A 24,382-nucleotide genomic window follows, 5' to 3' on the forward strand; every position below is an offset into this window, starting at 1 on the left:
GGCTGTGGGCCGATCGGTCGTCGCGCGGGCTCGGGTCGGACTGGCGCGGGGGCTGTGGGCCGATCGGTCGTCGCGCGGGCTCGGGTCGGACTGGCGCGGGGGCTGTGGGCCGATCGGTCGTCGCGCGGGCTCGGGTCGGACTGGCGCTGTGGGCTGGTCGGTCGCCGGGTTGGGCCGGGTCGGGTCGGACTGGGGCCGCGGGCGGTGGGCTGCGGGGTGGTCGGTCGCCGAGCCGGCCCGGACTGGTGCCGCGGGCGGTGGGCTGGTCGGTCGCCGGGTCGGGTTGGACTGGTGCTGCGGGCTGGTCGGTGGCCGCGCCGGGTCGGGCTGGGCGCTGCGGGCCGGTGAGGGCGCGCCGGCTCGGATGGGCGCCGCGGGTCAGCCCGCCGCCGCGCCGACCCGGCGGTCCGGGCGCCCGAATCGCCGATTTGCACCTGGCGCAGCGACGACCGCCGCCGCCGGGACGCGCACGAGACACAGCTGGCAGGGCGTTCTGGGCCGGCGGTGTCCGTCGCGCCGATCCGGACCTGGCACGGCGACGACCGCCGCCGGCGCGATGCGGACCGCGCAGAAGGCCAGGAGACCGAGCCGACGCTTCAGTCCCGCTCGACCCGCCGCCCCAGCTGACCTCGCTGACCTCTCCGTTCCGCTCGACCCGCCGCCCCAGCGACGCAGGTGACCTCTCAGTCCCGCTCGACCACCACCGCCCCCGAGTCCGAGGCGACCGCCGGAAACGCCGGCGGCGTCCCCCCGTAGGCCGGGCACAGCGCCTGATGCGCGCACCACCCGCACAGCCGCGACGGCTTGGCCCGGAAGTCCTGCGCCGCCGTCGCCGCCGAGATCGCCTCCCACAGCGCGAGCAGCGTCCGCTCGAAGCGCTCCAGGTCGTCGGCGTCCGGGGCGAAGTCGCACACCTCCTGGTCCCGCAGGTACATCAGCCGCAGGACCCGTGGCACGACGCCCCGGGTCCGCCACAGCACCAGGGCGTAGAACTTGAGCTGGAACATCGCGCGGGCCTCGAACGCCTCGCGGGGCGCCCCGCCCGTCTTGTAGTCGACGACCCGCACGTCGCCGGCCGGGGACACGTCGAGGCGGTCGATGATCCCGCGGATCACCAGGCGGCCGTCGACCTGCGCCTCCACGTAGGCCTCGCGGTCGGCCGGCTCCAGCCGGTTGGGGTCCTCGAGCGCGAAATACCCGCCGAGCAGCTCCCGGGCCTCGTGGAGGAACTCGTCCAGGGTGAGCGGCGACCCGGCGAAGATCGACGCCAGCTCCGGCTCCTCCTCGACCAGGCGCGCCCACTGCGGCGCCGTGAGCTCCGCCGCCCGGTCGGGGGTGCGCTCCCCGGCCGGGCTGTCGAAGAGCACCTCGAGCACGGCGTGGACGAGGGTGCCCCGGGCCTGGTCGGGGGTCGGGCGCTCCGGCAGGCGGTCGATGCTGCGGAAGCGGTACAGCAGGGGACACGTCTTGAAGTCGGCGGCGCGCGACGGCGACAGGGTTGGCAGGGCGGAGGTAACGGGCACCGTCATGTCCAAGAGGTTAAACGGGGGGTACGACAGAAAAGTCGCCGCGAACCGCCGAACCCGTAGCATCGGGGGCAATGGACGAACACCGCACGGCATCCGCGCCGGCGTCGCCGGCGGCCCGCCCGCAGCCCCGGGAGCGGGGCGCGGGGATCCCGCTGGGCCGGATCGCCGGCGTCCCGATCTCCCTGGCGCCCTCCTGGCTGCTGCTCGCCGCCCTGATCACGATCACGTACGGCCAGTACCTCTCGGCCCGCTCCGGCCGGCTCACCCTCACCGCGGGGCTCGCCGTCGGCTTCGGCTTCGTCGTGTGCCTGCTCGTCTCGGTGCTGCTGCACGAGCTCGGCCACGCCGTCACCAGCCGGCACAGCGGCATCGGTGTGCGGGGGATCACCCTGGAGATGCTCGGCGGCTACACCGAGATGGAGCGCGAGGCCCCGCGCCCTGGCATCGAGCTGTACGTCTCGCTGTCCGGGCCGGCCGTCTCCCTCGTTCTCGGCCTGCTCGCCGCGGCCGCGGCCGCCGTCCTGCCGCCTGGCGGCATCCCGGAGACGTTCGCGTTCCAGCTGGCCCTGTCCAACATCGTCGTCGCGGTCTTCAACGCCCTGCCAGGGCTGCCGCTGGACGGCGGACGGGCCCTGCAGGCGCTGGTCTGGAAGCTGACCGGCGACCCGAACACGGGCCGGATCGTGGCCGGCTGGGTCGGGCGGCTGCTCGCCGTGGCGACCGCCGCCGTGGCCGTGCTCCTGCTGTTCTCGCCCCTGGTCAAGGGGTACTTCGGCGTCCTGTTCACCCTCCTGGTCGCGCTCACCATGTGGGTCGGGGCCGGTCAGGCGATACGGCACGCGAAGGTGGTGGGCCGCCTGCCCCCGTTCAGCGCCCGCGAGCTGGCCCGGCCCCTGGTGGCCCTGAGGGCGCACACCCCGCTGTCGGAGGCGGACCGGATCGCGGCCCTCGGCGACGACGGCCGGCCGGTGGTCGCGGTCGTCGAGTCCAGCGGCAGCCTGCTGGGCTTCGTGCACGGCGCCTCGGCGCGGGCGGTGCCGGCCGAGCGGCGGCCCTGGGTGCCGCTCGGTGACGTCACCCGGCGTATCGACCGCGAGCACGTGCTCCCCGGCGATCTGCGCGGCGCCGACCTGCTCGCGGCGATCAGGGACGACCCGGGCGGCGACTACCTGGTGGTCACCGGGGAGGATGTGCACGGCGTCCTGCGCGGCGCCGAGCTCGTCTCCCTCGTGGCCGCAGATCGGCGGCCACGCCGGCCGACCTCCCGGAGGAACAGCACGTGACCGTGGAAAGCCCCGCCCAGACCCCGTCCGCCGTCCGTAGGGGCGCCTTCGTCCCCGGCGACCGGGTCCAGCTCACCGACCCCAAGGGCCGGATGCACACGATCGTGCTGGAGCCGGGCAAGGAGTTCCACACCCACCGCGGGCGACTCGCCCACGACGAGCTCATCGGCGCGCCCGACGGCAGCGTGGTGAGCTCCACCGGCGGCACCGCCTACCTCGCCCTGCGCCCGCTGCTGAGCGACTACGTGCTGTCCATGCCCCGGGGCGCCCAGGTGATCTACCCCAAGGACGCCGCCCAGATCGTGGCCATGGGCGACGTCTTCCCGGGCGCCCGCGTGCTCGAGGCCGGGGCCGGCTCCGGCGCGCTGACCTGCTCACTCCTGCGGGCCGTGGGGCCCGGGGGCAGCGTGACGTCGTACGAGATGCGCGAGGACTTCGCCGCGATCGCCCGGCGCAACGTCGAGGCGTTCCTCGGCCCGCAGCCCGGGTGGACCCTGCGGGTCGGCGACGTGGCCGGCTGCGAAGACGACGGGTTTGATCGGATAATCCTGGACATGCTCACTCCGTGGGAGATCCTGCCGCTCGTGTCGCGGGCGCTGATCCCCGGCGGGGTGTTCATCGGCTATGTGGCAACTACACCCCAATTGTCGGAGTTGGTGGAGGCCTTGCGCGAGGATGGCGGGTACACCGAGCCTCGTGCATGGGAGAGTCTGGTGCGTGACTGGCACGCGGAGGGCCTGGCCGTGCGGCCCGACCACCGCATGATCGCGCACACGGCGTTCCTGGTCAGCGCCCGCAAGCTCGCGCCGGGCGTCACCGCGCCGCCGCGCCGGCGCAAACCGAGCAAGGGGGCCGAGGCGTACGCGGCACGGCGGCTGGCGGCCGCCGCGGCCGCACGGGCAGACGAGGAGGCCGAGGGGCATGAGCCGACCGAGCTTCAGTGACCTACCCGCGGTCTTTCCCGACTGGTCGCCGTACCCGGACCTCGAGTCGGCGGCCCGGGCATACCTGCGCGATCCGGACATCGCGCTCGACGCCATGGCCGGCGTCCTGCGCGGCCAGAGCGTGCTGGGCTTCACCCTGGAGCGATTCGTCAACGACGTGAACGGGGTCTGGCAGGAGGTCGTCGTCTGCGACGGCAACCGGCTGATCCTCTGGCACGGCGAGGACATCCCGCCGGAGGAGGCGCCGCCGGGCTCGATGACCTCGTCGCTGCGGGTGGTGGCCCTCTCCGCGGTGACCGAGGTCGGCTGTCGCCGGCGCATCAGCCGCAACCCGAACGGCACCCACCGGGTCGACAGCGTCGACGTGTACCTGCTGCTCACGTCCCTCGACGAGGCCAACGTGGCGGCCGAGGATGCGGGCTCGGTGATCCGTCACGACGCGCTGCGCTTCGGCAAGACCCTCGACGACGGCGGCGCGGGCCAGATCGCCCGGCTGGAGGAGTTCGCGCGGCTGGTGAGCTCCCTGGTCGGCAAACCTATGCTGTAAGAAATTTCATTCAGCTTCACTCACGCATGGCCGGCCGGGGAGAAACGCCCCGGGTCAGTCCTCCGCGTTGGGGCCCGCCACGGGCGCGTCGTCGGCCTCGCGGTGCACGTGGATGCAGTCGCCGGGGCACTCCTTGGCCGCGTCGATGACCTCGAGCCGCAGGTGGGAGGGCACGCCGACCCGGCTGCCGGGCGCCAGCTGCAGCTCGCCGTCGTCGCCCTTCACGTAGGCCAGGCCGTCCACGTCGAACTCGAAGACCTCCGGGGCGTACTGCACGCACAGCCCGTCGCCGGTGCACAGGTCCTGGTCGACCCACACCTGCAGGCTGTCCTGGGAAGTCTCCACGCTCACCAGCATGACGCTACCCGACACCGCCGGGGCGGTGCACAGGACCGTGACACACGCCGCAGCGGGCCGGAAAAGGGCGTGCATAGGGCCCTTCGAGCATCCCGGATTTGTAAACACCCTGTGGCGCACGTGTTCGAGGGGGCCTGAACCGCCGATCAGCAGTTAGTGTTAGAGCACAACGTTCAAAGCCCCCGGGGAGGTGGGACGTGGCACGCAGCGACGACGCGGAGACGCGCGCCGCACGATGGGAGAAGGACGCCCACGATCTCTCCACGCAGGTCGCGTTTCTTCAGGAGGAACTCGCCCTGGTGCGGCGCAAGCTGACGGAGACGCCTCGACACGTGCGACAGCTCGAGGAGAGGCTCGCCGCGGCGCAGGCGCAGATTGCTCGGCTGACCGAAAACAACGAGCGGCTCGTAGCCACCCTCAAGGAGGCCCGAGCCCAGATCGTGACGCTGAAGGAGGAGGTCGACCGCCTGGCACAGCCGCCGAGCGGATATGGCGTCTTCCTCGCCCGCCACGACGACGGCACCGTCGACGTGTTCACCGGCGGGCGCAAGCTGCGCGTGGCAGTCTCCCCGGCGATCGAGACCGAGGAGCTGCGCCGAGGCCAGGAGGTCCTGCTCAACGACGCCCTGAACATCGTCGACGCGCTCGGCTACGAGCGGGTCGGTGAGGTCGTCATGTTGAAGGAGGTCCTCGAGGGTGGTGACCGGGCTCTCGTCGTCTCGCACGCCGACGAGGAACGGATCGTCCACCTGGCGCACACCATCGCCGACGCGCCGCTGCGCGCCGGCGACTCGCTCATGATCGAGCCGCGGTCGGCGTACGCCTACGAGCGGATTCCCAAGAGCGAGGTCGAGGAGCTCGTCCTGGAGGAGGTGCCCGACGTCGACTACCACGACATCGGCGGACTGTCCTCGCAGATCGAGATGATCCGCGACGCGGTGGAGCTGCCCTTCCTGCACGCCGAGTTGTTCCGGGAGCACAAGCTGCGCCCGCCGAAGGGCGTGCTGCTCTATGGCCCGCCCGGCTGCGGCAAGACCCTCATCGCCAAGGCGGTGGCCAACTCGCTGGCGAAGAAGATCGCCGAGCGGCGCGGCGAGGAGCGGCAGACCAGCTACTTCCTCAACATCAAGGGTCCCGAGCTGCTCAACAAGTACGTCGGCGAGACCGAGCGGCACATCCGGCTGATCTTCCAGCGCGCTCGGGAGAAGGCCGGCGAGGGTACGCCCGTCATCGTGTTCTTCGACGAGATGGACTCCGTGTTCCGCACCCGCGGCTCCGGCGTCTCCTCCGACGTGGAGAACACGATCGTCCCCCAGCTGCTCAGCGAGATCGACGGCGTGGAGGGCCTGGAGAACGTCATCGTCATCGGCGCGTCCAACCGGGAAGACATGATCGACCCGGCGATCCTGCGCCCCGGCCGGCTCGACGTGAAGATCAAGATCGAGCGACCGGACGCCGAGGCGGCCAAGGACATCTTCTCGAAGTACATCCTGACCGACGTGCCCCTGCACAAGGACGACGTCACCGAGCACGGCGACTCGAAGGACGCGACGGTCGCGGCCATGATCGACGCGGTCGTGCTGCGGATGTACTCCGAGACCGAGGAGAACCGCTTCCTCGAGGTGACCTACGCCAACGGCGACAAGGAGGTCCTGTACTTCAAGGACTTCAACTCGGGCGCGATGATCCAGAACATCGTCGACCGGGCCAAGAAGATGGCGATCAAGGACTTCCTCTCCAACGGGTCCAAGGGCGTACGCCTGCAGCACCTGCTGGACTCGTGTGTCGACGAGTTCCGGGAGAACGAGGACCTGCCCAACACCACCAACCCCGACGACTGGGCCCGCATCTCCGGCAAGAAGGGCGAGCGGATCGTGTACATCCGCACGCTCGTCTCCGGCGGTAAGGGCGCCGAGGCCGGCCGCTCGATCGAGACGGCCACCAACACCGGCCAATACCTGTAGTTCACGATGTGCCGATGAGCGGGCGGTGACCTTTTGGTCACCGCCCGCTTAAGCTTGCAGGCAAGCTGGCCCGTCCGAGTGGGCCGGACGGCCGACGATACGACTAGGGTTGTCTCATGAGTGTGCGGCGCGTGATGGGCACCGAGGTCGAGTACGGCGTGTCCGTGCCCGGCCAGCCGGGTGCGAACCCCATGGTCACGTCCTCCCAGGTGGTCAACGCCTACGGGGCGCGGCCCGAGCTCACCAAGGGCGGACGCGCCCGCTGGGACTACGAGGAGGAGTCGCCGCTGCGCGACGCCCGGGGGTTCACCTACTCAGGTGCCCTCTACGATCCGGCGGAGGCGCTGGCCGACGAGGACCTCGGCCTGGCCAACGTGATACTGACCAACGGCGCCCGGCTCTACGTCGACCACGCCCACCCCGAATACTCCACGCCCGAGGTGACCAACCCCCGCGACATCGTGCTGTGGGACAAGGCCGGCGAGCGGGTGATGGCCGAGGCCGCCCGGCGCGCCGCCACCATCCCCGGCACGCTGCCGATCCACCTCTACAAGAACAACACCGACAACAAGGGCGCCAGCTACGGCGCGCACGAGAACTACCTCATGCGCCGGCAGACCCCCTTCGCCGACATCGTCATGCACCTCACCCCGTTCTTCGTCACGCGGCAGATCGTCTGCGGCGCGGGGCGGGTCGGCATCGGGCAGGACGGCACCGGCCCGGGCTTCCAGATCTCCCAGCGCGCCGACTTCTTCGAGGTCGAGGTCGGGCTGGAGACGACGCTGAAGCGGCCCATCATCAACACGCGCGACGAGCCGCACGCCGATGCGGACAAGTACCGCCGGCTCCACGTGATCATCGGCGACGCGAACCTGTCGGAGATCTCGACGTACCTCAAGGTCGGCACCACGTCGCTCATCCTCGCGATGATCGAGGACAAGGTGCTCTCGGGCGACCTGGGCATCGCCGACCCGGTCACCGAGCTGCGGTCGGTCAGCCACGACCCGTCGCTCAAGCACCTCATCCGTATGCGTGACGGCCGCCGCCTCACCGCCCTGGACATCCAGTGGGCGTTCTACGAGCGGGCCCGGGCCTTCGTCGAGGGCCGTGAGGGCGACGACGCCGACGAGATCACCCTCGACGTGCTCAACCGCTGGGAGGACGCGCTCGACAAGCTCGGCCGCGACCCGATGCTGTGCGCCGGCGAGCTCGACTGGGTCGCCAAGCTGCGCCTGCTGGAGGGGTACCGCGAGCGCGAGTCGCTGGGCTGGAGCTCGCACAAGCTGCAGCTCGTCGACCTGCAGTACTCCGACGTGCGCCCCGAGAAGGGCCTCTACCAGCGCCTGGTCGCCCGTGGCTCGATGGCGACGCTGTTCACCGAGGAAGAGGTCCAGCGCGCGATCGTCGAGCCGCCGGACGACACCCGCGCCTACTTCCGCGGGCGCTGCCTGGCCAAGTACCCAGCCGAGGTGGTGGCCGCCAGCTGGGACTCCGTCATCTTCGACGTGGGCCGCGAGTCCCTCGTCCGGGTGCCGATGATGGAGCCCGAGCGGGGGACGAAGAAACATGTCGGCGCGCTGTTCGACAAATGCCCGAGCGCGAAGGATCTGCTCGAAGCGATCACTTCCGGGTAAGTTCGAAGCAGCGGTTCTATGGTGGTCCCCCCGAGGAGGATGAGGCATGGCTACGAGGGATACGGGTGGGCAGTCCCAGTCCGGTAAGTCCCGGCGCGACGAGGAAGAGGATGTCGCTGCGCCCGAGGTCAACCCGGAGACGGCCGAACGGGTCGAGCAGATCGGCGAGGACGTCGATGACCTCCTTGACGAGATCGACTCCGTGCTCGAGGAGAACGCCGAAGAGTTCGTCCGCGGATACGTGCAGAAGGGCGGCGAGTAGCCGCACCACGACGCCGCCCGTCCGGGTCACGCCGGGCGGGCGGCGCCTGTTCGCCCACAGCGTTGTGGCGCGCCGCTCAACGGCGCGGCCGCGGCGTATTGTTGGCGCACCACAGTCGATCACCACGCAACCAAGGAGGGGCTCCGTTGCCGTCGGGTCTTGACCACTCAGGGCGCCCGCCCGCCGCGTTCCACGCTGCCGGGACCTCGTCCTTCACTGAGTTCCTGTCGAGCGTGGCACCGGAGATGCTCCCGGGCCGGCGGCCGCTGCCGCCGGGGATGGCGGCCGACGTGAGCGCCCACGCCACGACAATCGTCGCCATCACCTGCTCCGACGGCGTGCTCATGGGCGGCGACCGGCGCGCGACGATGGGCAACCTCATCGCGCAGCGCGACATCGAGAAGGTGTTCGCGGCCGACGCCTACTCGCTCGTCGGCATGGCCGGCACCGCGGGCTTCGGCCTGGAGATGATCCGGCTGTTCCAGGTGGAGCTCGAGCACTACGAGAAGATCGAGAGCAGCATGCTCTCCCTCGAGGGCAAGGCCAACCGCCTGGCCAGCATGGTGCGCAACAACCTCGGCGCGGCGATGCAGGGCCTGGCCGTGGTGCCGCTCTTCGCCGGCTTCGACACCGACGCCAAGACCATCGACAAGGCCGGGCGGATCTTCAGCTTCGACGTCGCCGGCGGGGTGTACGAGGAGCGCGGGTACGACTCGATCGGCTCCGGCTCGCTGTTCGCCAAGTCGTCGCTGAAGAAGCGCTTCCGGCCCGGCGTGACCACCGACGAGGCCGTGAAGCTCGCCGTCGAGGCGCTTTACGACGCCGCCGACGACGACACCGCCACCGGCGGCCCCGACCTGCTGCGCAACATCTTCCCGGTGATCATGACCGCGACGGTCGAGGGCACGCGGCGGCTCAGCGACGACGAGACCCGCGCGGTCGCCGAGCAGATCATCGCCGAGCGGCGCGACAACCCCGGCATCTGAACCCAGCCCCAGCAGCCCGCCCCACCACCAGCGAAGGAGAACCCGCCACCGTGGCCATGCAGTTCTACGCCTCGCCCGAGCAGATCATGCGGGACCGCTCGGAGTACGCCCGCAAGGGCATCGCTCGTGGCCGCAGCGTCATGGTGCTCAGCTACGAGGGCGGCGTGCTGTTCGTGGCCGAGAACCTCTCCACCGCGCTGCACAAGGTCAGTGAGATCTACGACCGCATCGGCTTCGCCGCCGTCGGGCGCTACCCGGAGTTCGAGGCCCTGCGCTCCGCCGGGGTGCGCCTGGCGGACCTGCACGGGTACTCCTACGCCCGCGGCGACGTGACCGGCCGGCAGATCGCCAACTTCTATGCGCGCAACCTCGGGGCGATCTTCACCCAGGAGCAGAAGCCGTACGAGGTGGAGATCTGCGTCGCCGAGGCGGGCCTCACCGCGGAGGACGACGAGCTCTACCGGATCACCTACGACGGCTCCGTCCAGGACGAGCAGGGCATGGTGACCATGGGCGGACAGTCCGACGCCATCGCCACCGCCGTGAAAAGCCGCCTGCGGCCCGACCAGACGCTCGCTGAGGCCCTGAAGCTCGCGGTGGATGGTCTGGGCAGTGTCGGCGGCGAGGGCGGCCAGCCGCGCAAGATGGCGGCCCACCAGCTCGAGGTCGCGGTCCTCGACCGCAACCGCCCGGGCCGTACGTTCCGCCGGCTCACCGGCCTCGCCCTGACCGCCATCCTCGAGGACACCTCGGCCGCGGGCGCCCAGGACGTCGAGGAGGGCCTGGAGGACAAGCCGCAGCCGCCGGCCTCGCCGAGCACGCCGGCCGACAACGCCTCCGGCGGCACCGAGGCCCCGGCCGAGGGCAGCAAGCCCGAGGAGAGCAAGTCCGAGGAGAGCAAGTCCGAGGACGAGTAGCGCCTTGATGGTGGGGTCCGGCCGGACCCCACCATCATCGCCAGGCGAAGGCGTCAGGCCCGGATGATCGCCAGGAGCAGCACGATGAACGCCCGCCCGAGGTAGATCGTCGCCTTGACGGGGGAGTTGCTCGGCGTCCCGGCCATCCGCGGGCGCATCGCGACCGGGATCTGCGTGATCCGGAAGCCGTTGCGCGCCAGCCGGACCAGCACCTCGATCGTGTCGCCGAGGTACTCGGCCGGGTACCAGTGCGCGAAGAACTCGATCGTGCGCCGGTTGCACGCGCGGTGCCCCGACGTCGTGTCGGTCAGTCGCGTTCGCGACAGCCGCGACAGTACCGCCGAAAGCATTTTCATCGCCCACTGGCGCGGACCCTTGACGCTGTAGCCGCCCTCGCCCGCGAACCGGGCCCCGATCACCAGGTCGTGATCGTCGAGCGCGTCGACAAGCTTCGGGATGTACCGCGGGTCGTGCTGCCCGTCCGCGTCGACCTGGATCGCCACGTCGTAGCCGTGGTCGCGGGCGTAGCGGTACCCGGTGCGCATCGCCCCGCCGACGCCCAGGTTGAACGGCAGCTTCGCCACGATCGCCCCGGCGTCGGCGGCCTTGATCGCGGTGTCGTCGGTGGAGCCGTCGTCGACCACGATGATGTCGACCGACGGCAGTTCGCCGTGTACCTCCCGGACCACCTCGGCGATCGACCCCGACTCGTTCCACGCCGGGATGATGATCAGGACCTTCTTACCGTTGATCATCGCGGGCCGCCTCGATCGCCTCGTGCGGGATCTCGTCCTGCGGCTTCGGGCGCCCCAGCTCGCTGCGCAGCAGCGCGAGGTCCTCGGCCAGTGTCCGGGTCTCCTCCTCCAACCGGCTGACCTCCCAGCTCAGGTGCACCGTGACCAGCAGCAGGAAGACGATGCCGAGGAACAGCACCAGGCTCACGCCGGAGGCGATGCCCAGCAGCTTCGCCGTGCGGTCGGTGATGAACGGGAAGAACGCCAGCGGCAGCATGACGATGCTGACGGCCAGCCAGAGGATTGCGTACTTCTCCTGCAGCTGCCGCCGCCGCAGCAGCTCGACCATGAAGGCGAGCACCGCCAGCGCGGTCAGACCGGTGACGATCGTGAGCTTCACCGGGCACCTCCGGACACCATGTCATGCAGCATGGCACGCCAGTCGCGCATCGGGGCCAGCCCGGCCCCGGCCCAGCGCTCATGGCCGAGCACGCTGAACGCGGGCCGCCGCGCCGGGCGCACGTACGCGGCGCTGGTGGTGCGGCGCACCCGGGCCGGGTCGTGCCCGGACTCGGCGAACACCGCCTCGGCGAGCCCGTGCCAGGAGACGCGGCCGGAGGCGGTGCCGTGGTATACCCCGGCGGGCGCCCCCGACTCCGCCAGCGCCACCAGGCGCTCGGCCAGGTCGCGCGACCACGTCGGCTGCCCGACCTGGTCGTCGACGACCTCGACGAAGTCGCGCTCCCGGGCCAGCTGCAGCATCGTGCGCACGAAGCTGCGGCCGTGCTCGCCGTAGAGCCAGGCGGTCCGCACGACGTACCCGGTCCCGGGCAGCGCGTCGAGCACGGCCCGCTCGCCGACGAGCTTGCTGCGGCCGTAGGCGTTGATCGGCGCCGTCGGGGCGTCCTCGGCGTAGGGCTCGGCGGCGTCGCCGGGGAACACGTAGTCGGTGGAGACGTGCACGAGCCGGGCCCCGGCCGCGGCGCACCCGGCGGCCAGGACGGCCACGCCGGTGCCGTTGACCGCTGTCGCGCCGGCCTCGTCGGCCTCGGCGCCGTCGACGTCGGTCCAGGCCGCGGCGTTGAGGACCACGTCGTGGCCCTCGACCACGGACCGGACCTGCGCCGCGTCCGTGATGTCCAGCTCCGCCCGGGTTGCGGCGGTCACCTCCCGGCCGTCGAGCACGGCCAGCAGGTCGCGGCCCAGCATCCCGCCGGCGCCGGTAACCAGGAAGCGGGTCATGAGCCCAGCGCCGCTTGCGCCTTGAGCGGCTCCCACCACGCGCGGTTGCCCTGGTACCAGGCGACCGTCTCGGCGATGCCCTGCTCGAACGTGACCTGCGGGGTGTACCCGAGCTCGTTGCTGATCTTGTCGATCGACAGCGAGTACCGCCGATCATGGCCCTTGCGGTCCTCGACGTAGCGCACCGACGAGTCCCAGTCCCGCCCGGTGGCGCCGAGCAGGACCTCGGTCAGCTCCCGGTTGGTCAGCTCGCGGCCGCCGCCGATGTTGTAGACCTCGCCGGCCCGGCCCTTCTCCAGCGCGAGCTGGATGCCGGCGCAGTGGTCGGAGACGTGCAGCCAGTCGCGGATGTTGCCGCCGTCGCCGTAGAGGGGGACGGTCCCGCCGTCGATGAGGTTGGTGACGAAGAGCGGAATCACCTTTTCGGGGAACTGGTAGTGGCCGTAGTTGTTCGAGCAGCGGGTCACCACCACCTCCATCCCGTGGGTGCGGTGGTAGGCCAGGGCGAGCAGGTCCGAGCCGGCCTTCGAGGCCGAGTACGGCGAGTTCGGGGCCAGTGGCCACTCCTCGGTCCAGGAGCCCTCCTGGATCGAGCCGTACACCTCGTCGGTGGACACGTGCAGGAAGCGCCCGACCCCGGCCGCCCGGGCCGCGTCGAGCAGCACCTGGGTGCCCAGCACGTTGGTGGTCACGAACGGGCCGGCGCCGAGGATCGAGCGGTCGACGTGGGACTCCGCGGCGAAGTGCACGACGGCGTCGTGGCCGGGCATGAGCCCGGTGACGAGCTCGGTGTCGCAGATGTCGCCCTCCACGAACGTGAGCGCGGAGTCGTGCTGAACCGGGGCGAGGTTCGCCCGGTTACCCGAATAGGTGAGCTTGTCGAGGACGGTCACGGCCGCGCCCGCGTACGCGGGGTAACCGCCGCTGAGCAGGGTGCGCACGTAATGGGAGCCGATGAAACCGGCTCCGCCGGTGACGAGGATTCTCACGGGTTCGAGAGTCTAGTGGACCCGCGCTGGTTCCCCGGTTGACCCTGGGCGCGTCCGGGTCGACCCCGGTGTTGCCCGTCCCGTACGGTGACCGGGTGCGCGGCATCATCCTCGCCGGTGGGACCGGCTCACGTCTGTGGCCCCTGACCAAGGCCGTGTCGAAGCAGCTGATGCCCGTCTTCGACAAGCCGATGATCTACTACCCGCTCACCACCCTCGTCATGGCGGGCATCCGCGACATCCTCGTGATCACCACCCCCGAGGACCAGGACCAGTTCCTCCGGCTGCTCGGCGACGGCTCCCAGTGGGGGCTCAACCTGCAGTACGCGGCCCAGCCCCGCCCCGAGGGCCTGGCCCAGGCGTTCATCATCGGCGCCGACTTCATCGGCGGCGACAGCGTGGCGCTGGTGCTGGGCGACAACATCTTCCACGGCGGCGCGCTCGGCCAGCGGCTCGCCGACAACGCCGAGATCACCGGCGGACGGGTCTTCGCCTACCCGGTGTCCAACCCCCAGGACTACGGCGTCGTCGAGTTCGCCCCCGACGGGCGGGTGCTCTCGATCGAGGAGAAGCCGATCCGGCCCAAGTCCCGCTACGCGGTGCCCGGTCTGTACTTCTACGACAACCGCGTCGTGCAGATCGCCCGCGACCTCAAGCCCAGCGACCGCGGCGAGCTCGAGATCACCGCCGTGAACGCGGCCTACCTCGAGCGCGGCGAGCTGCACGTCGGCGTCCTCGACCGCGGTACCGCCTGGCTGGACACGGGCACGTTCCACACCATGGTCCAGGCGGCCGAGTTCGTGCGCGTGATCGAAGAGCGGCAGGGCTTCAAGATCGGCTGTGTCGAGGAGGTCTGCTGGCGCGCCGGGCTCATCGACGACGACCGGCTGCGCGAGCTCGCCGAGCCGCTGCGCAAGAGCGGATACGGGGAGTACCTGCTCGACCTCCTCGATTGGCAGAATTGACACCGCACAAGACCGACACGCTGGAGTGAGCACGTGAAGATCCGACAGCTCTCGATCGGCGGCGCCTGGGAGATCACCCCCGTCCTGCACGGGGATCCCCGGGGCCTGTTCACCGAGTTCTACCGCTTCGACCACCTGACCGAGGAGGTCGGCCACCCGCTGCGGCTGGCCCAGGGCAACCTGTCGGTCTCGGCCCGCGGCGTGGTGCGCGGCGTCCACTACGCCGACGTGCCGCCCGGGCAGGCGAAGTACGTCACCTGCATCCGCGGCGCCGTGCTCGACGTGGCCGTGGACCTCCGGGTCGGCTCGCCCACCTTCGGGCAGTGGGACAGCGTGCAGCTCGACGAGGTCGACCGCCGCGCCGTGTACCTCTCCGAAGGCCTCGGCCACGCATTCTGCGCGCTCACCGACGACGCCACGCTCACCTATCTGGTGTCGGAGACCTACAACCCGTCGGGGGAGCACGACCTGCACCCGCTCGACCCCGACCTCGCCATCGCGTGGCCCGTCGCCGAGCCGCTGCTGTCGGCCCGCGATGCCAAGGCCCCCACGCTCGCGCAGCGCCTCGAGGAAGGGCGCCTGCCGGACTACGCCACCTGCCAGAGGTATACCGAAAGTCTCCGCTCCCAATAGGTTCGAATCGGCGTTCAGGCGGCTAATGTCTGTACATGGACCGGCGAATTTTCGGCCTTGAGACCGAATACGGGGTCACGTGTACCTACCGGGGACAGCGCCGCCTGTCGCCGGACGAGGTCGCCCGCTATCTGTTCCGGCGCGTCGTGTCGTGGGGCCGTTCCAGCAACGTGTTCCTGCGCAACGGCGCGCGCCTTTACCTTGATGTGGGCTCCCACCCGGAATACGCCACGCCCGAATGCGACTCCGTGCCCGACCTGGTCGCCCACGACCGGGCCGGCGAGCGCATCCTCGAGGGTCTGCTCGTCGACGCCGAGCGCCGGCTGCACGACGAGGGGATCGCGGGCGAGATCTACCTGTTCAAGAACAACACGGACTCCGCCGGCAACTCGTACGGCTGCCACGAGAACTACCTGGTCAGCCGGCACGGCGAGTTCGGCCGCCTCGCCGACATCCTCATCCCGTTCCTGGTCACCCGCCAGCTGATCTGCGGCGCCGGCAAGGTGCTGCAGACCCCGCGCGGCGCCGTGTACTGCCTCTCGCAGCGCGCCGAGCACATCTGGGAAGGCGTGTCCTCGGCGACCACCCGGTCCCGGCCCATCATCAACACCCGCGACGAGCCGCACGCGGACGCCGAGCGGTACCGCCGCCTGCACGTCATCGTCGGCGACTCGAACATGAACGAGGTCACCACGCTGCTCAAGGTCGGCACCGCGGACATCGTTCTGCGGATGATCGAGGCCGGCGTGGCCATGCGGGACCTCTCGCTGGAGAACCCGATCCGGGCCATCCGCGAGGTGTCGCACGACATCACCGGCCGCCGCCGCGTGCGCCTCGCCAGCGGCAAGGAGATCTCGGCGCTGGAGATCCAGCAGGAGTACTACGACAAGGCCACCGAGTTCCTGGACCGCCGCGGCGCCGATGCGGCCACCAAGCGGGTCATGGACCTGTGGGGCCGCGTGCTGGGCGCCGTGGAGAGCGGCAACCACAAGGAGGTCGAGCGCGAGGTCGACTGGGTGACCAAGCTCGGGCTGATCGAGCGGTACCAGGCCAAGCACGACCTGCCGCTGTCCCACCCGCGGGTGGCGCAGATGGACCTCGCCTACCACGACCTGCGCCGCGGCCGCGGCCTCTACGGGCTGCTGGAGAAGCGCGGCTCGGTCGACCGCGTCGCCACCGACCTGGAGATCTTCGAGGCCAAGGAGACCCCGCCGCAGACGACCCGGGCCCGCCTGCGCGGCGAGTTCATCCGCCACGCCCAGGAGCGCCGCCGCGACTTCACCGTCGACTGGGTGCACCTCAAGCTGAACGACCAGGCGCAGCGGACCGTGCTGTGCAAGGACCCGTTCCGCGCCTACGACGAGCGGGTCGACCGGCTGATCGCGAGCATGTAACGCATTGCGCTTCGGGGGCGTTATTCTGGCCGGGTTATGGACAACCTGCCGGACCCGCCCCCGAAGCTCAACGCCGACTTCAACCCGGACCGCCCCGCCACGAACCGGTTCGGCCGGCGCCTGCAGCGCATCCGCGAAGAGGTCGAGCGGAACCGCACGATCGGCCCGAAGTACCCGACCTGGCTGCTCGCCCTCGTGCTGATCGCGGTCATCGTGTTCTTCACCCTGATCGTGATGTACGCATGATCCGCCGCCTGGCCGCGGTCGTCCTGCTCGCGGCCTGCCTGTCCGCCTGCACCGACGACGGCCCGAAGCGCACCCCGCTGCCGGCCGGCCCGACCGGCGGCGCGGAGGTCTCCCACCAGCCGCTGGCCTCGCCGACCCTGCCCCCGGTCGTCAACTCGGACGGCTGCCAGGGCCTCATCGGCGCCACCCAGGTCCAGCAGTCCACCGGCCTGCCGGTCCAGCCGAGCCAGGGCGACGGCGCCGCGGCCGTGGCGCAGTACGGCCAGGCCGTGCAGACCCTCGGCCTCAACGCGCGCGCCCGCATGTGCCCGTTCGGCAGCCCCGCGGGCGACCAGGTGACCGTGGTGGCCCTGACGTTCACGGACCCGGCGCAGGCGCAGAAGCTGTGGACGACCATCGCGTCGCTGGAGGCCGTGGGCGGGGTGGGGGAGGCGGCGTTGAGCGACAAGTCCAAGACGCTGCTGACGCGCCGGGGAAAGGCGATCGTGGCGGTGTACCTGGTGGTGGCGGCGGCTCCGGAGGCCGACCATCTGTCGCAGCTCCGCTCGGTGGCGAACACGGCGCTGTCGAAGGCCTGACCTTCGCGCCGCGGAAGTCGATCTCGATATGCCGGGCGCCGGCCCGCCCCGACATATCTGATTTATCGCCCGACGGGGTATAAATCCGAAAAGTCGCGGCGCGGAGCGCCCGACTTTTCGTGCTAAACCGCGATAGTCGCCGCGTGACGGCCCGCTGCCGCGGCCGACAGGAAGTACGCGGTGTCGGCCGCCAGGTCGCGGCCCATCGTCGAGAGCTTCACCGGCAGCTCGCCCAGCGCCGCCGCCAGGTCGGCCGACGGCACCTCCACCAGCGTGTGCGGCGGGCACAGGGCGGCCAGCGCCGCGCGTACCACCTCGGCCAGGGCCGGGGCCAGGTCCGACGGCATCACCAGGTCGGCCGGGGCCAGCGCCACGCGGCCGAAGGCGGTCAGGCTGTGGTGCGAGACGCCGTGGTGGCGCGGGCGCGGGTCGGCGTCGGAGATGCGCGGGGCCGCCACCGGGCGGCCGCCCAGCGCCGCCACCGCGTTGACCGCCTCGCCGGCCGCGACGCCGGAGAAGCCCCAGCTCGTACCGGTGCCGAGGTTGCCCGGGCCCTGGGTGACGACGGCCAGGTCGGCACGCAGGCCGTGCCGGGCCGCGAGCAGGCCGCTGTGTACGTTCGTCGACTCGAGGTCGCCGCCGAAGGACTGACCCGTGGTTACGGTGCCGGCCAGGAGCGGGCGCAGGCCGTCCAGCGTGCGCGAGAACCAGGCGGGCAGGGCGCCGCCGTCGGTCATGACGTACGCGACGCGTAGGTCCGGCCGCTGGGCCCGGGCGCCGGCCAGCACCGCGGGCAGCGCCGAGTGCAGGTCGGCCACGACCACCGGCATGCCGCCGAGGTCCACCGCGCCGGCCAGGTCCGCGCGCAGGGGGGAGGCCTCCTCGTCGGCGGCGAGCACGATCGCCTGCAGCGGGGTGTACCGCGCCTTGACCACGTGGCCGGGGACGTCCACGTCGTCGGGCAGCCGGTCCGGTACCGCCACGACGAGCGCGTACCCGCCCGTGCCGAGGCCGAGCGCGAGCGCGTTCAGGTTCAGCAGTACCCGGTCGCCCGGCTGCGGGGTGCCCACGAGGGCGGGGTAGGCCAGTGCGCGTACCGAACCGGGATCTTCCGCTCGTCGCTTCTCGACGGTGACGTCGAGCTCCAGGCTGCCGCGCCACTCGCGGCGGGACTGCACGACGGTTCCCCAGCGCCAGCGGATCACGGCGCACACAGTAACGCAGCGACACAGCGCGCCGCCGCGGTGACGGTGTGAAACGCCAACCGCAGGGGTGGCGCAGGACGGGCGTTCGGGCTGGTACGTTCGCTTCCGTGTCGCGTCCTCGAACCGAGCGCCTGGTGAATCTGGTGATCTGCCTGCTCGCTACGCGGCGTTTCCTGACCGCCGAGCAGATCGCCGCGATCGTCCCCGGCTACGAGCATGATCCCAACGACGAGCGCGACCACGAGGCGTTCCAGCGCAAGTTCGAGCGCGACAAGTCGGAGCTGCGCGAGCTCGGCGTGCCGCTGGAGATGGGCACCGCGAGCATCTTCGACAACGAGCAGGGCTACCGCATCGCCCGCCGGGAGTACGCGCTGCCCGACATCAACCTGGCCCCCGACGAGGCGGCCGCGGTCGGGATCGCCGTGCGGCTGTGGCAGCAGACCGGGCTGGCCGCGGCGGCGTCCTCGGGCCTGGCCAAGCTGCGCGCCGGCGGCATCGACGTGGACCCGCACGCCACCCTCGGCGTCGAGGCGGTCGTCACCGTCGACCCGGCCTTCGAGCCCCTCACCGCGGCGGTCCGCGACCGCCAGGCGGTCACGTTCTCCTACGAGGTCCCCGAGCGCGACGGCGCCGGGGTGCGCCGGCTGCAGCCGTGGGGCGTGGTGTGCTGGCGCGGCCGGTGGTACGTCGTCGGCCACGACCTCGACCGCGCCGCCGAGCGCTGCTTCCGCCTGTCGCGGATCGTCAGCGGGGTGCGCCGGCTCGGCCGGCGGGGCGCCTACGAGCCGCCCCGGACCGACCTCATCGCCAAGGTCGCGGGCTTCAGCGGCCCCGTCGAGCGCGTCGGGCGCGCCACGGTCCTCGTGAAGACCGGAAGGGCCGCGGGGGTACGACGCTGGGCCGAGGACTGCGTCCCCGGGCCCGACGGCGACCGGCTCACCCTGAGCTACTCCGACGCGGATCTGTTCGCCGGGTGGCTGGTGGGGTACGGCGCCGATCTGCTCGTCCTCGACCCGCCCGAGGTGCGCGACCAGGTCGTGCGCCGGCTGCGGGCCATCGCCGCCGCCTACGACCCGGCGGCCGCCCAGATCGGGGTGCCGGCGTGACGAACTCCGCGGACCGCCTCGCCCGGCTGCTCAACCTGGTGCCGTACCTGCAGGCCCGCCCCGGCATCACGATCGCCGAGGCGGCCGCGGACCAGGGCATCACCGACCGTCAGCTGCGCGAGGACCTCGAGCTGCTGTGGATGTGCGGGCTTCCGGGGTACGGCCCCGGCGACCTCATCGACATGGCGTTCTCCGGCGACAGCGTGACGCTGACCTACGACGCCGGCATCGGCCGCCCGCTGCGCCTCACGCCCGACGAGGCGCTCGCGCTCATCGTGGCGCTGCGGATGCTCGCCGAGACCCCGGGGGTCACCGCCGGCGACGGCGTCCACCGGGCCCTGACGAAGATCGAGCACGCGGCCGGGGACCTCGCCGACGCGCCCGTCGCGGTGCGGCTGCCCGGCGCCTCCGACCGGCTCGAGGAGCTGCGCGGGGCCGTGGACCGGCGGCGGGCGCTGCGGATCACGTACTACTCGGCCACCCGCGACGAGACCACCGAGCGCGTCGTCGACCCGATGCGCGTGCTCGTGGTGGGCCGGTGGGCCTACCTCGAGGCCTGGTGCCGCCGCGCGGAGGCCGTCCGGCTGTTCCGGGTCGACCGCATCGACGCCTCGACCGAGCTCGACGAGGCCGCGCAGGTACCGCGGCAGGCCCGGCCGACCGACACGCGCACCGGCACGCTGTTCACCCCGACGCCCGACCTGCCGCTGGTGACCCTGCGCGTGGGGCGGGCGGCGCGGTGGATCACCGAGCAGTACCCGTGCGAGACGGTCGAGCGCGGCCCCGGCGAGTTCTGGACGGTCTCCCTGCGCGCCTCCGACCTCGACTGGGCCCGCCGGCTCGTGCTGCGCCTCGGCGCCGAGGTCACCGTCGTCGCCCCGGCCGCGCTCGCCGCGGCCGTCGTCGCCGAGGCGAACGCGGCGCTCGCGGCCTACGTGCGTTAAGGTCGGTCACGTGCTGTGGTGGATCTCGGGCGGCATCGTCCTGCTCGCGCTCGTCGTCCTCGTACTCGTCGCGGTGAGCGTGATGGGCCGGTTGCGCGCGTTCGACAACGCGGCCCGGGCCATGCAGGCGCGCCTGGAGGACGGGCAGCGCCGGGTCGAGCCGCGCCTGGCCGCGCTGCAGCAGACCGTCGAGCAGATGGTGCCGCAGCTGGAGGCCATGGCGGCGCAGCAGGCCGCCCAGCGCGCGGTCGAGAACAGTTAACAATCCTGGCGGATAAACCCGGCATAGCGCACCTTTGACCGGACGGATGGTTGACGTCCGGGCGGAGCAGCGTCAACACTCGTCAGGACTTCAGCGGCCGGACCACTATCCGCAAACCCCGGCCACTGCCCTCACCCTCCGGTGGTCAGTAGGATGGGTGCGGCAGCTCGAATACAGTGAGGTGGCTTCACATGGGTGCAGTAAGGCCGTGGCACATCATCGTCCTGGTGGTGGTGCTGATCCTGCTGTTCGGCGCGAAGCGCCTGCCTGACGCGGCGCGTTCGCTCGGCCGTTCGATGCGGATCATCAAGGCGGAGACCAAGGGCCTCGCCGACGACGACGTCGACGCCAAGGCCGAGGCGCAGTCGGGCCGGCAGCCGCTCCAGGGCGAGATCGCCGACAACCAGCCGTCGCCGACTCCCCGCGTCGATCCTGTTGACCACGCTCGCGAGCGCTGAGGCGCGCTCCGGTCGTGAGCATCCTCGCCCGGCGGCGGGATAAGCAGCCGTCGAAATTCGAGCGTGCCGCAGATGGCTCCATGACCCTTTTGGAGCATCTGCGGGAGCTCCGGACACGGCTTTTCCGAGCGTCGATCGCCATCGTGATCGGCCTCATCATTGGATACCTGCTGCACAATTACATCCTGCACATCCTGCAGGATCCGTACTGCCTGCTGTCCGAGAAGCAGGTCCGGCAGGCCAACCACGGGAACCTGCCGGCCGGCTGGCAGTGCCAGTTCGTGGCCCTGAAGGTGACCGACCCGCTGCTGCTGACGCTGAAAATTTCGCTGTACACCGGCCTGATTCTCGCGTCGCCCTTCTGGATGTACCAGCTGTGGGCCTTCGTCGCCCCCGGCCTGCATCGCAGCGAGCGGAAATGGGCCTACGTGTTCGCCGGCCTCGCCGCCCCGCTGTTCGCGGCCGGCGCGGTGCTCGCGTTCATCGTGGTCTCGAAGGGCCTCGAGTTCCTGATCAACTTCATGCCACCGTCGACGTCGCTGCTGCTGGAGGCGATGTCGTACGTCGACTTCGTCACCGGCATGATGCTCGTCTTCGGCGTCGCCTTCGAGTTCCCGCTCGGCATCATGCTGGCCAACATCGCCGGCATCGCCACGGGTAAGCGGCTCCTGGGCTGGTGGCGCATCGCGGTCTTCATCTTCTTCGTCTTCGCCGCGATCGCGACCCCGACCGCCGACCCGTTCGGCATGACGTTCCTGGCGCTGTGCATGTCGGTCCTCTACTTCGGCGCGGTCATCTTCGCCCTGGTCAACGACAAGCGCCGGGGTCGCAACCGGCCGTCGTACGCGGGCATCGGCGACGACGAGGTCTCCTCGCTGGACGACTACGAGGTCGAACCGGTGGAGGCGGCGAGCCCGATCGACGGGTACGACCCGGTCGACGCCCCGACCCCGGTGGCGGCCCCGACGTCGGTCGAGCGGCCGAAGCCGCTGGACGCCCGCTTCGACGACGTCACGTAAGCGAAGGCACGGCGCCCCGGATGCTCTGGCACCGGGGCGCCGTGAACGTTTACAGTCTCGGCCGTGAACATCGCGCTGCTCGCGAACCCCACCGCCGGCAAGGGGCGGCGCGCCGCGTTGCTGCCCGCGGTCCGTGAACGGCTCGGCGCCGGCGGGGACTCCGTCACGCTGGTGTCCGGGAGCAGCGCCGCCGAGGTCAAGGAGCAGGCGCGCCGCGCGGTCGCCGAAAAACGGTGCGACGCGCTGGTGGCGATGGGCGGGGACGGGACCGTGCACCTCGGGCTGCAGGCCGTGGCCGGGACCGGGGTGCCGTTCGGGATCGTGCCCGCCGGGACCGGCAACGACTTCGCGGTGCGGCTCGGGGTGCCGCCGTCGCCCGTCGCGGCGGCCGGGAGCGTCGCCGACGCGCTGCGCGACGGGCGGGTGCGGGCGATCGACCTCGCGCGCCTCGAAGGGGGCGACGGGACGAGCGTGTGGTTCGGGGCGGTGCTCGCGGCCGGGTTCGACGCCTTCGTCAACGAGCGCGCCAACCGGATGCGGTGGCCGAAGGGGCCGCAGCGGTACAACCGGGCGATCGTCGAGGAACTGCTGGCGCTGCGGCCGCGGCGGTACACCATGAAACTGGACGGGACGGAGACCGTCTTCGAGTCCGTTCTCGTCGCGATCGGCAACACCGAGAGTTACGGCGGCGGGTTCCGGATCGCGCCCGGCGCCGACCCCACCGACGGGCTGCTCGACGTCGTCGTCGCCGAGCCGCTCGGGCGGCTCACGCTCATGCGGCTGCGGCCCAAGGTGCTCAAGGGCACCCACGTGCGCGACCGGCGGGTCAGCACCCACCGCGCGCGGGTCGTCGAGCTCGACGGGGCGGGGATCACCGCATACGCCGACGGGGAGCGGATCTGCCCACTCCCCGTGACCATCACTTGTGTACCCGGAGCGCTGCGACTGGCCCAGTAGGTCAGGCCGCGTTGCGGATGCGCACCTTCACGCCGTTGCCCGACGGCTCGGTCGACACGTCGGACTGCTCGACGCCGTCCGGCACCGAGAAGCTGCGCGAGAACGACGACGAGCTCGACGAGGACGACGAGAAATGCGCGCCGCCGGCGTCGTGGCTCTCCGAGGTGCTGCTGCCGCCGGAGCCCTTGATGGTCAGCCGGCCGCCGGAGACCTGGACGTCGACGTCGGACGGGTCGATGCCCTCGACGGTGATGACGAGATCGTCGCCGTCGGTCGCGGTGCGCACCGACGCGGCGTGGGCGTGCTGCGCGGCGCTGCCCATGTCCTGCTCCAGGCGGGCGAGCGCGTTCGTGGGGTCCCAGCGGTTCAACGGCATGACGTACCTCCGCAAATTGAAAGAAGTTGCCTGCACTGTCGTCGGCGGAATCGGCCGCGACAAGCACAGAGCCGATGTTGCGACACTGATTTCCCGGCGCGGCCGGAATTCAATCCCAGCTCACAACAACCGCAGGATTCCTCCCAGTCCGTGTACCTTGCCCGGTTCACTCTCCGGGAGGACGAGCACCGGGCAGCCGGCCGCCGCCGCGCCCGCGTCCGCCGGCGTGTCGCCGACCATCAGCGCCCGCTCCGGGTCGACGCGCAGGGCCGCGCACGCGTTCCAGAAGATGGCCGGGTCCGGCTTGATCAGCCCGACCTCGTAGGAGAGCACGAACGCGTCCACGAGGTCGGCGAAGCCGAGATCCTGGGCGAGCGCGCGCAGGTCGAAGCCGATGTTGCTGACCACGGCGACGGGCACCCCGGCCGCACGCAGGGCCTGCAGCGTCGGCACGGTGTCGGCGTAGAGCTGCCAGCCGTCGGCGAGCAGCAGCCGGTCGTACAGCGGCGTGGCCAGGCCCTCGTCGACGGTCGCGGCCAGGCCCGTGTAGCAGGCGCGGTGCGCGTCGGCCGACAGGTCGCGGTCGGCCCAGACCTCGGCCAGGTGCGCGGGCACCCGCTGCGGCTTCGGCCCGCCGGCGCGGCCGGCCGTGGTGAGCCGGTCGGCCAGCACCGTCGCCTTGCTGCGCTCGAGGGTGTCGCCGAGGCTCTGGGCGGCGCGGGTCACCCACCGCACCGCGTCCTCGACCTGCGCGAGCGTCCCGTGGAAGTCCAGCAGCACCGCCTCGATCGGCCGTCGGGAAGTGAGTGACTCATCGCTTTCCGGCACGCCAGCACGATACCCATGAGCGG

28 protein-coding genes are annotated in these 24,382 nt (G+C 71.4%); 19 read left to right on the plus strand and 9 right to left on the minus strand.

Annotated elements, in window-relative coordinates; genetic code table 11:
* Nucleotides 1–683: 683 nt before the first annotated feature.
* A complete protein-coding gene (locus tag AB0B76_RS31680; RefSeq protein ID WP_360382345.1) occupies nt 684–1,529 on the minus strand; it encodes a RecB family exonuclease in 846 nt (281 codons plus the stop codon).
* Between the two features lie 71 nt (nt 1,530–1,600).
* Between AB0B76_RS31680 and AB0B76_RS31685 the strand changes: the two genes are divergently transcribed.
* From AB0B76_RS31685 to AB0B76_RS31695, 3 genes are read left to right on the plus strand one after another with little or no spacing between them, the layout of a single operon-like run.
* Nucleotides 1,601–2,812 carry a site-2 protease family protein gene (locus AB0B76_RS31685; RefSeq protein WP_360382347.1) on the plus strand — a complete coding sequence of 404 codons (1,212 nt, stop codon included), beginning with the start codon at nt 1,601–1,603 and terminating at the stop codon, nt 2,810–2,812.
* The gene (locus AB0B76_RS31690) at nt 2,809–3,756 is read left to right on the plus strand and encodes a tRNA (adenine-N1)-methyltransferase (protein ID WP_360382348.1); all 948 of its coding nucleotides are present in this window, start codon (nt 2,809–2,811) and stop codon (nt 3,754–3,756) included. The genes AB0B76_RS31685 and AB0B76_RS31690 overlap by 4 nt, the downstream gene beginning before the upstream one ends.
* Nucleotides 3,734–4,303 carry a hypothetical protein gene (locus tag AB0B76_RS31695; RefSeq protein ID WP_360382350.1) on the plus strand — a complete coding sequence of 190 codons (570 nt, stop codon included), beginning with the start codon at nt 3,734–3,736 and terminating at the stop codon, nt 4,301–4,303. The genes AB0B76_RS31690 and AB0B76_RS31695 overlap by 23 nt, the downstream gene beginning before the upstream one ends.
* Nucleotides 4,304–4,357: 54 nt before the next feature.
* Here AB0B76_RS31695 and AB0B76_RS31700 read toward each other — a convergent pair whose 3' ends face one another.
* Nucleotides 4,358–4,660, minus strand: coding sequence for a ferredoxin (locus tag AB0B76_RS31700; protein ID WP_360382352.1), 303 nt, complete (start codon nt 4,658–4,660; stop codon nt 4,358–4,360).
* Between the two features lie 197 nt (nt 4,661–4,857).
* Here AB0B76_RS31700 and arc point away from each other — a divergent pair, with 197 nt between their 5' ends.
* From arc to prcA, 5 genes are all read left to right on the plus strand, one after another.
* The gene (gene arc / locus AB0B76_RS31705; RefSeq protein WP_360382354.1) at nt 4,858–6,624 is read left to right on the plus strand and encodes a proteasome ATPase; all 1,767 of its coding nucleotides are present in this window, start codon (nt 4,858–4,860) and stop codon (nt 6,622–6,624) included.
* Between the two features lie 116 nt (nt 6,625–6,740).
* Nucleotides 6,741–8,258: a depupylase/deamidase Dop gene (gene dop, locus AB0B76_RS31710; protein ID WP_360382356.1), complete on the plus strand. Its 1,518-nt coding sequence runs from the start codon at nt 6,741–6,743 to the stop codon at nt 8,256–8,258.
* 46 nt (nt 8,259–8,304) lie between these two features.
* Nucleotides 8,305–8,520, plus strand: a complete 216-nt coding sequence (locus AB0B76_RS31715) for a ubiquitin-like protein Pup (protein WP_360382358.1) — start codon at nt 8,305–8,307, stop codon at nt 8,518–8,520.
* A gap of 146 nt (nt 8,521–8,666) precedes the next feature.
* The gene (gene prcB, locus AB0B76_RS31720; RefSeq protein ID WP_360382360.1) at nt 8,667–9,506 is read left to right on the plus strand and encodes a proteasome subunit beta; all 840 of its coding nucleotides are present in this window, start codon (nt 8,667–8,669) and stop codon (nt 9,504–9,506) included.
* A gap of 50 nt (nt 9,507–9,556) precedes the next feature.
* Nucleotides 9,557–10,423: a proteasome subunit alpha gene (gene prcA / locus AB0B76_RS31725; RefSeq protein ID WP_360382362.1), complete on the plus strand. Its 867-nt coding sequence runs from the start codon at nt 9,557–9,559 to the stop codon at nt 10,421–10,423.
* Nucleotides 10,424–10,476: 53 nt separating this feature from the next.
* Here the strand turns inward: prcA and AB0B76_RS31730 are convergent, their stop codons facing one another.
* Genes AB0B76_RS31730 through rfbB form a run of 4 tightly spaced genes read right to left on the minus strand, consistent with a single transcriptional unit; the run spans nt 10,477 to nt 13,388 of the window.
* A complete protein-coding gene (locus AB0B76_RS31730; protein ID WP_360382364.1) occupies nt 10,477–11,178 on the minus strand; it encodes a glycosyltransferase family 2 protein in 702 nt (233 codons plus the stop codon).
* Nucleotides 11,165–11,557, minus strand: coding sequence for a DUF2304 domain-containing protein (locus AB0B76_RS31735; RefSeq protein ID WP_360382366.1), 393 nt, complete (start codon nt 11,555–11,557; stop codon nt 11,165–11,167). Before AB0B76_RS31735 ends, AB0B76_RS31730 begins: the two co-directional genes overlap by 14 nt.
* Nucleotides 11,554–12,399, minus strand: coding sequence for a dTDP-4-dehydrorhamnose reductase (gene rfbD / locus AB0B76_RS31740; protein ID WP_360382367.1), 846 nt, complete (start codon nt 12,397–12,399; stop codon nt 11,554–11,556). The genes AB0B76_RS31735 and rfbD overlap by 4 nt, the downstream gene beginning before the upstream one ends.
* Nucleotides 12,396–13,388, minus strand: a complete 993-nt coding sequence (rfbB, locus tag AB0B76_RS31745) for a dTDP-glucose 4,6-dehydratase (RefSeq protein ID WP_360382369.1) — start codon at nt 13,386–13,388, stop codon at nt 12,396–12,398. Before rfbB ends, rfbD begins: the two co-directional genes overlap by 4 nt.
* A gap of 95 nt (nt 13,389–13,483) precedes the next feature.
* Between rfbB and rfbA the strand changes: the two genes are divergently transcribed.
* The 5 genes from rfbA to AB0B76_RS31770 are packed head-to-tail and all read left to right on the plus strand — an operon-like array spanning nt 13,484 to nt 17,204.
* A complete protein-coding gene (gene rfbA, locus AB0B76_RS31750; RefSeq protein WP_360382370.1) occupies nt 13,484–14,353 on the plus strand; it encodes a glucose-1-phosphate thymidylyltransferase RfbA in 870 nt (289 codons plus the stop codon).
* A 33-nt stretch (nt 14,354–14,386) separates the two neighbouring features.
* On the plus strand, nt 14,387–14,986 hold the full coding sequence (locus tag AB0B76_RS31755; RefSeq protein WP_360382371.1) for a dTDP-4-dehydrorhamnose 3,5-epimerase family protein: 600 nt from the start codon (nt 14,387–14,389) through the stop codon (nt 14,984–14,986).
* Nucleotides 14,987–15,021: 35 nt separating this feature from the next.
* Entirely contained in the window at nt 15,022–16,380 is a 1,359-nt protein-coding gene (gene pafA / locus AB0B76_RS31760) for a Pup--protein ligase (protein WP_360382373.1), read from the plus strand.
* 36 nt (nt 16,381–16,416) lie between these two features.
* A complete protein-coding gene (locus AB0B76_RS31765) occupies nt 16,417–16,626 on the plus strand; it encodes a hypothetical protein (protein WP_360382375.1) in 210 nt (69 codons plus the stop codon).
* Entirely contained in the window at nt 16,623–17,204 is a 582-nt protein-coding gene (locus tag AB0B76_RS31770; RefSeq protein ID WP_360382377.1) for a hypothetical protein, read from the plus strand. The genes AB0B76_RS31765 and AB0B76_RS31770 overlap by 4 nt, the downstream gene beginning before the upstream one ends.
* 122 nt (nt 17,205–17,326) lie before the next feature.
* Here AB0B76_RS31770 and AB0B76_RS31775 read toward each other — a convergent pair whose 3' ends face one another.
* Nucleotides 17,327–18,409 carry a DUF3866 family protein gene (locus AB0B76_RS31775; RefSeq protein ID WP_360382379.1) on the minus strand — a complete coding sequence of 361 codons (1,083 nt, stop codon included), beginning with the start codon at nt 18,407–18,409 and terminating at the stop codon, nt 17,327–17,329.
* A 107-nt stretch (nt 18,410–18,516) separates the two neighbouring features.
* Here AB0B76_RS31775 and AB0B76_RS31780 point away from each other — a divergent pair, with 107 nt between their 5' ends.
* The 6 genes from AB0B76_RS31780 (at nt 18,517) to AB0B76_RS31805 (ending at nt 23,155) form a co-directional block, all read left to right on the plus strand.
* The gene (locus AB0B76_RS31780) at nt 18,517–19,515 is read left to right on the plus strand and encodes a WYL domain-containing protein (protein WP_360382381.1); all 999 of its coding nucleotides are present in this window, start codon (nt 18,517–18,519) and stop codon (nt 19,513–19,515) included.
* Nucleotides 19,512–20,459 (plus strand): WYL domain-containing protein, encoded by a 948-nt coding sequence (locus AB0B76_RS31785; protein ID WP_360382383.1) that lies wholly within the window; start codon nt 19,512–19,514, stop codon nt 20,457–20,459. Before AB0B76_RS31780 ends, AB0B76_RS31785 begins: the two co-directional genes overlap by 4 nt.
* A gap of 10 nt (nt 20,460–20,469) precedes the next feature.
* Nucleotides 20,470–20,721 carry a hypothetical protein gene (locus tag AB0B76_RS31790; protein ID WP_360382384.1) on the plus strand — a complete coding sequence of 84 codons (252 nt, stop codon included), beginning with the start codon at nt 20,470–20,472 and terminating at the stop codon, nt 20,719–20,721.
* A gap of 191 nt (nt 20,722–20,912) precedes the next feature.
* Nucleotides 20,913–21,179 (plus strand): Sec-independent protein translocase subunit TatA, encoded by a 267-nt coding sequence (gene tatA, locus AB0B76_RS31795; protein WP_360382386.1) that lies wholly within the window; start codon nt 20,913–20,915, stop codon nt 21,177–21,179.
* 80 nt (nt 21,180–21,259) lie between these two features.
* Nucleotides 21,260–22,198 (plus strand): twin-arginine translocase subunit TatC, encoded by a 939-nt coding sequence (tatC, locus tag AB0B76_RS31800; protein WP_360382387.1) that lies wholly within the window; start codon nt 21,260–21,262, stop codon nt 22,196–22,198.
* A gap of 63 nt (nt 22,199–22,261) precedes the next feature.
* Nucleotides 22,262–23,155, plus strand: coding sequence for a diacylglycerol kinase (locus AB0B76_RS31805; RefSeq protein ID WP_360382389.1), 894 nt, complete (start codon nt 22,262–22,264; stop codon nt 23,153–23,155).
* A gap of 1 nt (nt 23,156) precedes the next feature.
* Here AB0B76_RS31805 and AB0B76_RS31810 read toward each other — a convergent pair whose 3' ends face one another.
* Both AB0B76_RS31810 and AB0B76_RS31815 read right to left on the minus strand, forming a co-directional pair.
* Entirely contained in the window at nt 23,157–23,531 is a 375-nt protein-coding gene (locus AB0B76_RS31810) for an Hsp20/alpha crystallin family protein (protein WP_360382390.1), read from the minus strand.
* Nucleotides 23,532–23,651: 120 nt separating this feature from the next.
* Nucleotides 23,652–24,359: an HAD-IA family hydrolase gene (locus AB0B76_RS31815; protein ID WP_360382391.1), complete on the minus strand. Its 708-nt coding sequence runs from the start codon at nt 24,357–24,359 to the stop codon at nt 23,652–23,654.
* Between the last annotated feature and the right edge of the window lie 23 nt (nt 24,360–24,382).

Source organism: Dactylosporangium sp. NPDC049140 (assembly GCF_040648435.1).

Excerpts from the sequence above, each read along its gene's own strand:
- AB0B76_RS31680 (WP_360382345.1), bottom strand. The coding sequence starts at position 1,529 with ATGACGGTGCCCGTTACCTCCGCCCTGCCAACCCTGTCGCCGTCGCGC.
- AB0B76_RS31685 (WP_360382347.1), top strand. The coding sequence starts at position 1,601 with ATGGACGAACACCGCACGGCATCCGCGCCGGCGTCGCCGGCGGCCCGC.
- AB0B76_RS31695 (WP_360382350.1), top strand. The coding sequence starts at position 3,734 with ATGAGCCGACCGAGCTTCAGTGACCTACCCGCGGTCTTTCCCGACTGG.
- AB0B76_RS31700 (WP_360382352.1), bottom strand. The coding sequence starts at position 4,660 with ATGCTGGTGAGCGTGGAGACTTCCCAGGACAGCCTGCAGGTGTGGGTC.
- dop (WP_360382356.1), top strand. The coding sequence starts at position 6,741 with ATGAGTGTGCGGCGCGTGATGGGCACCGAGGTCGAGTACGGCGTGTCC.
- AB0B76_RS31715 (WP_360382358.1), top strand. The coding sequence starts at position 8,305 with ATGGCTACGAGGGATACGGGTGGGCAGTCCCAGTCCGGTAAGTCCCGG.
- AB0B76_RS31730 (WP_360382364.1), bottom strand. The coding sequence starts at position 11,178 with ATGATCAACGGTAAGAAGGTCCTGATCATCATCCCGGCGTGGAACGAG.
- rfbD (WP_360382367.1), bottom strand. The coding sequence starts at position 12,399 with ATGACCCGCTTCCTGGTTACCGGCGCCGGCGGGATGCTGGGCCGCGAC.
- pafA (WP_360382373.1), top strand. The coding sequence starts at position 15,022 with ATGGACCGGCGAATTTTCGGCCTTGAGACCGAATACGGGGTCACGTGT.
- AB0B76_RS31765 (WP_360382375.1), top strand. The coding sequence starts at position 16,417 with ATGGACAACCTGCCGGACCCGCCCCCGAAGCTCAACGCCGACTTCAAC.
- AB0B76_RS31770 (WP_360382377.1), top strand. The coding sequence starts at position 16,623 with ATGATCCGCCGCCTGGCCGCGGTCGTCCTGCTCGCGGCCTGCCTGTCC.
- tatA (WP_360382386.1), top strand. The coding sequence starts at position 20,913 with ATGGGTGCAGTAAGGCCGTGGCACATCATCGTCCTGGTGGTGGTGCTG.
- tatC (WP_360382387.1), top strand. The coding sequence starts at position 21,260 with ATGACCCTTTTGGAGCATCTGCGGGAGCTCCGGACACGGCTTTTCCGA.
- AB0B76_RS31810 (WP_360382390.1), bottom strand. The coding sequence starts at position 23,531 with ATGCCGTTGAACCGCTGGGACCCCACGAACGCGCTCGCCCGCCTGGAG.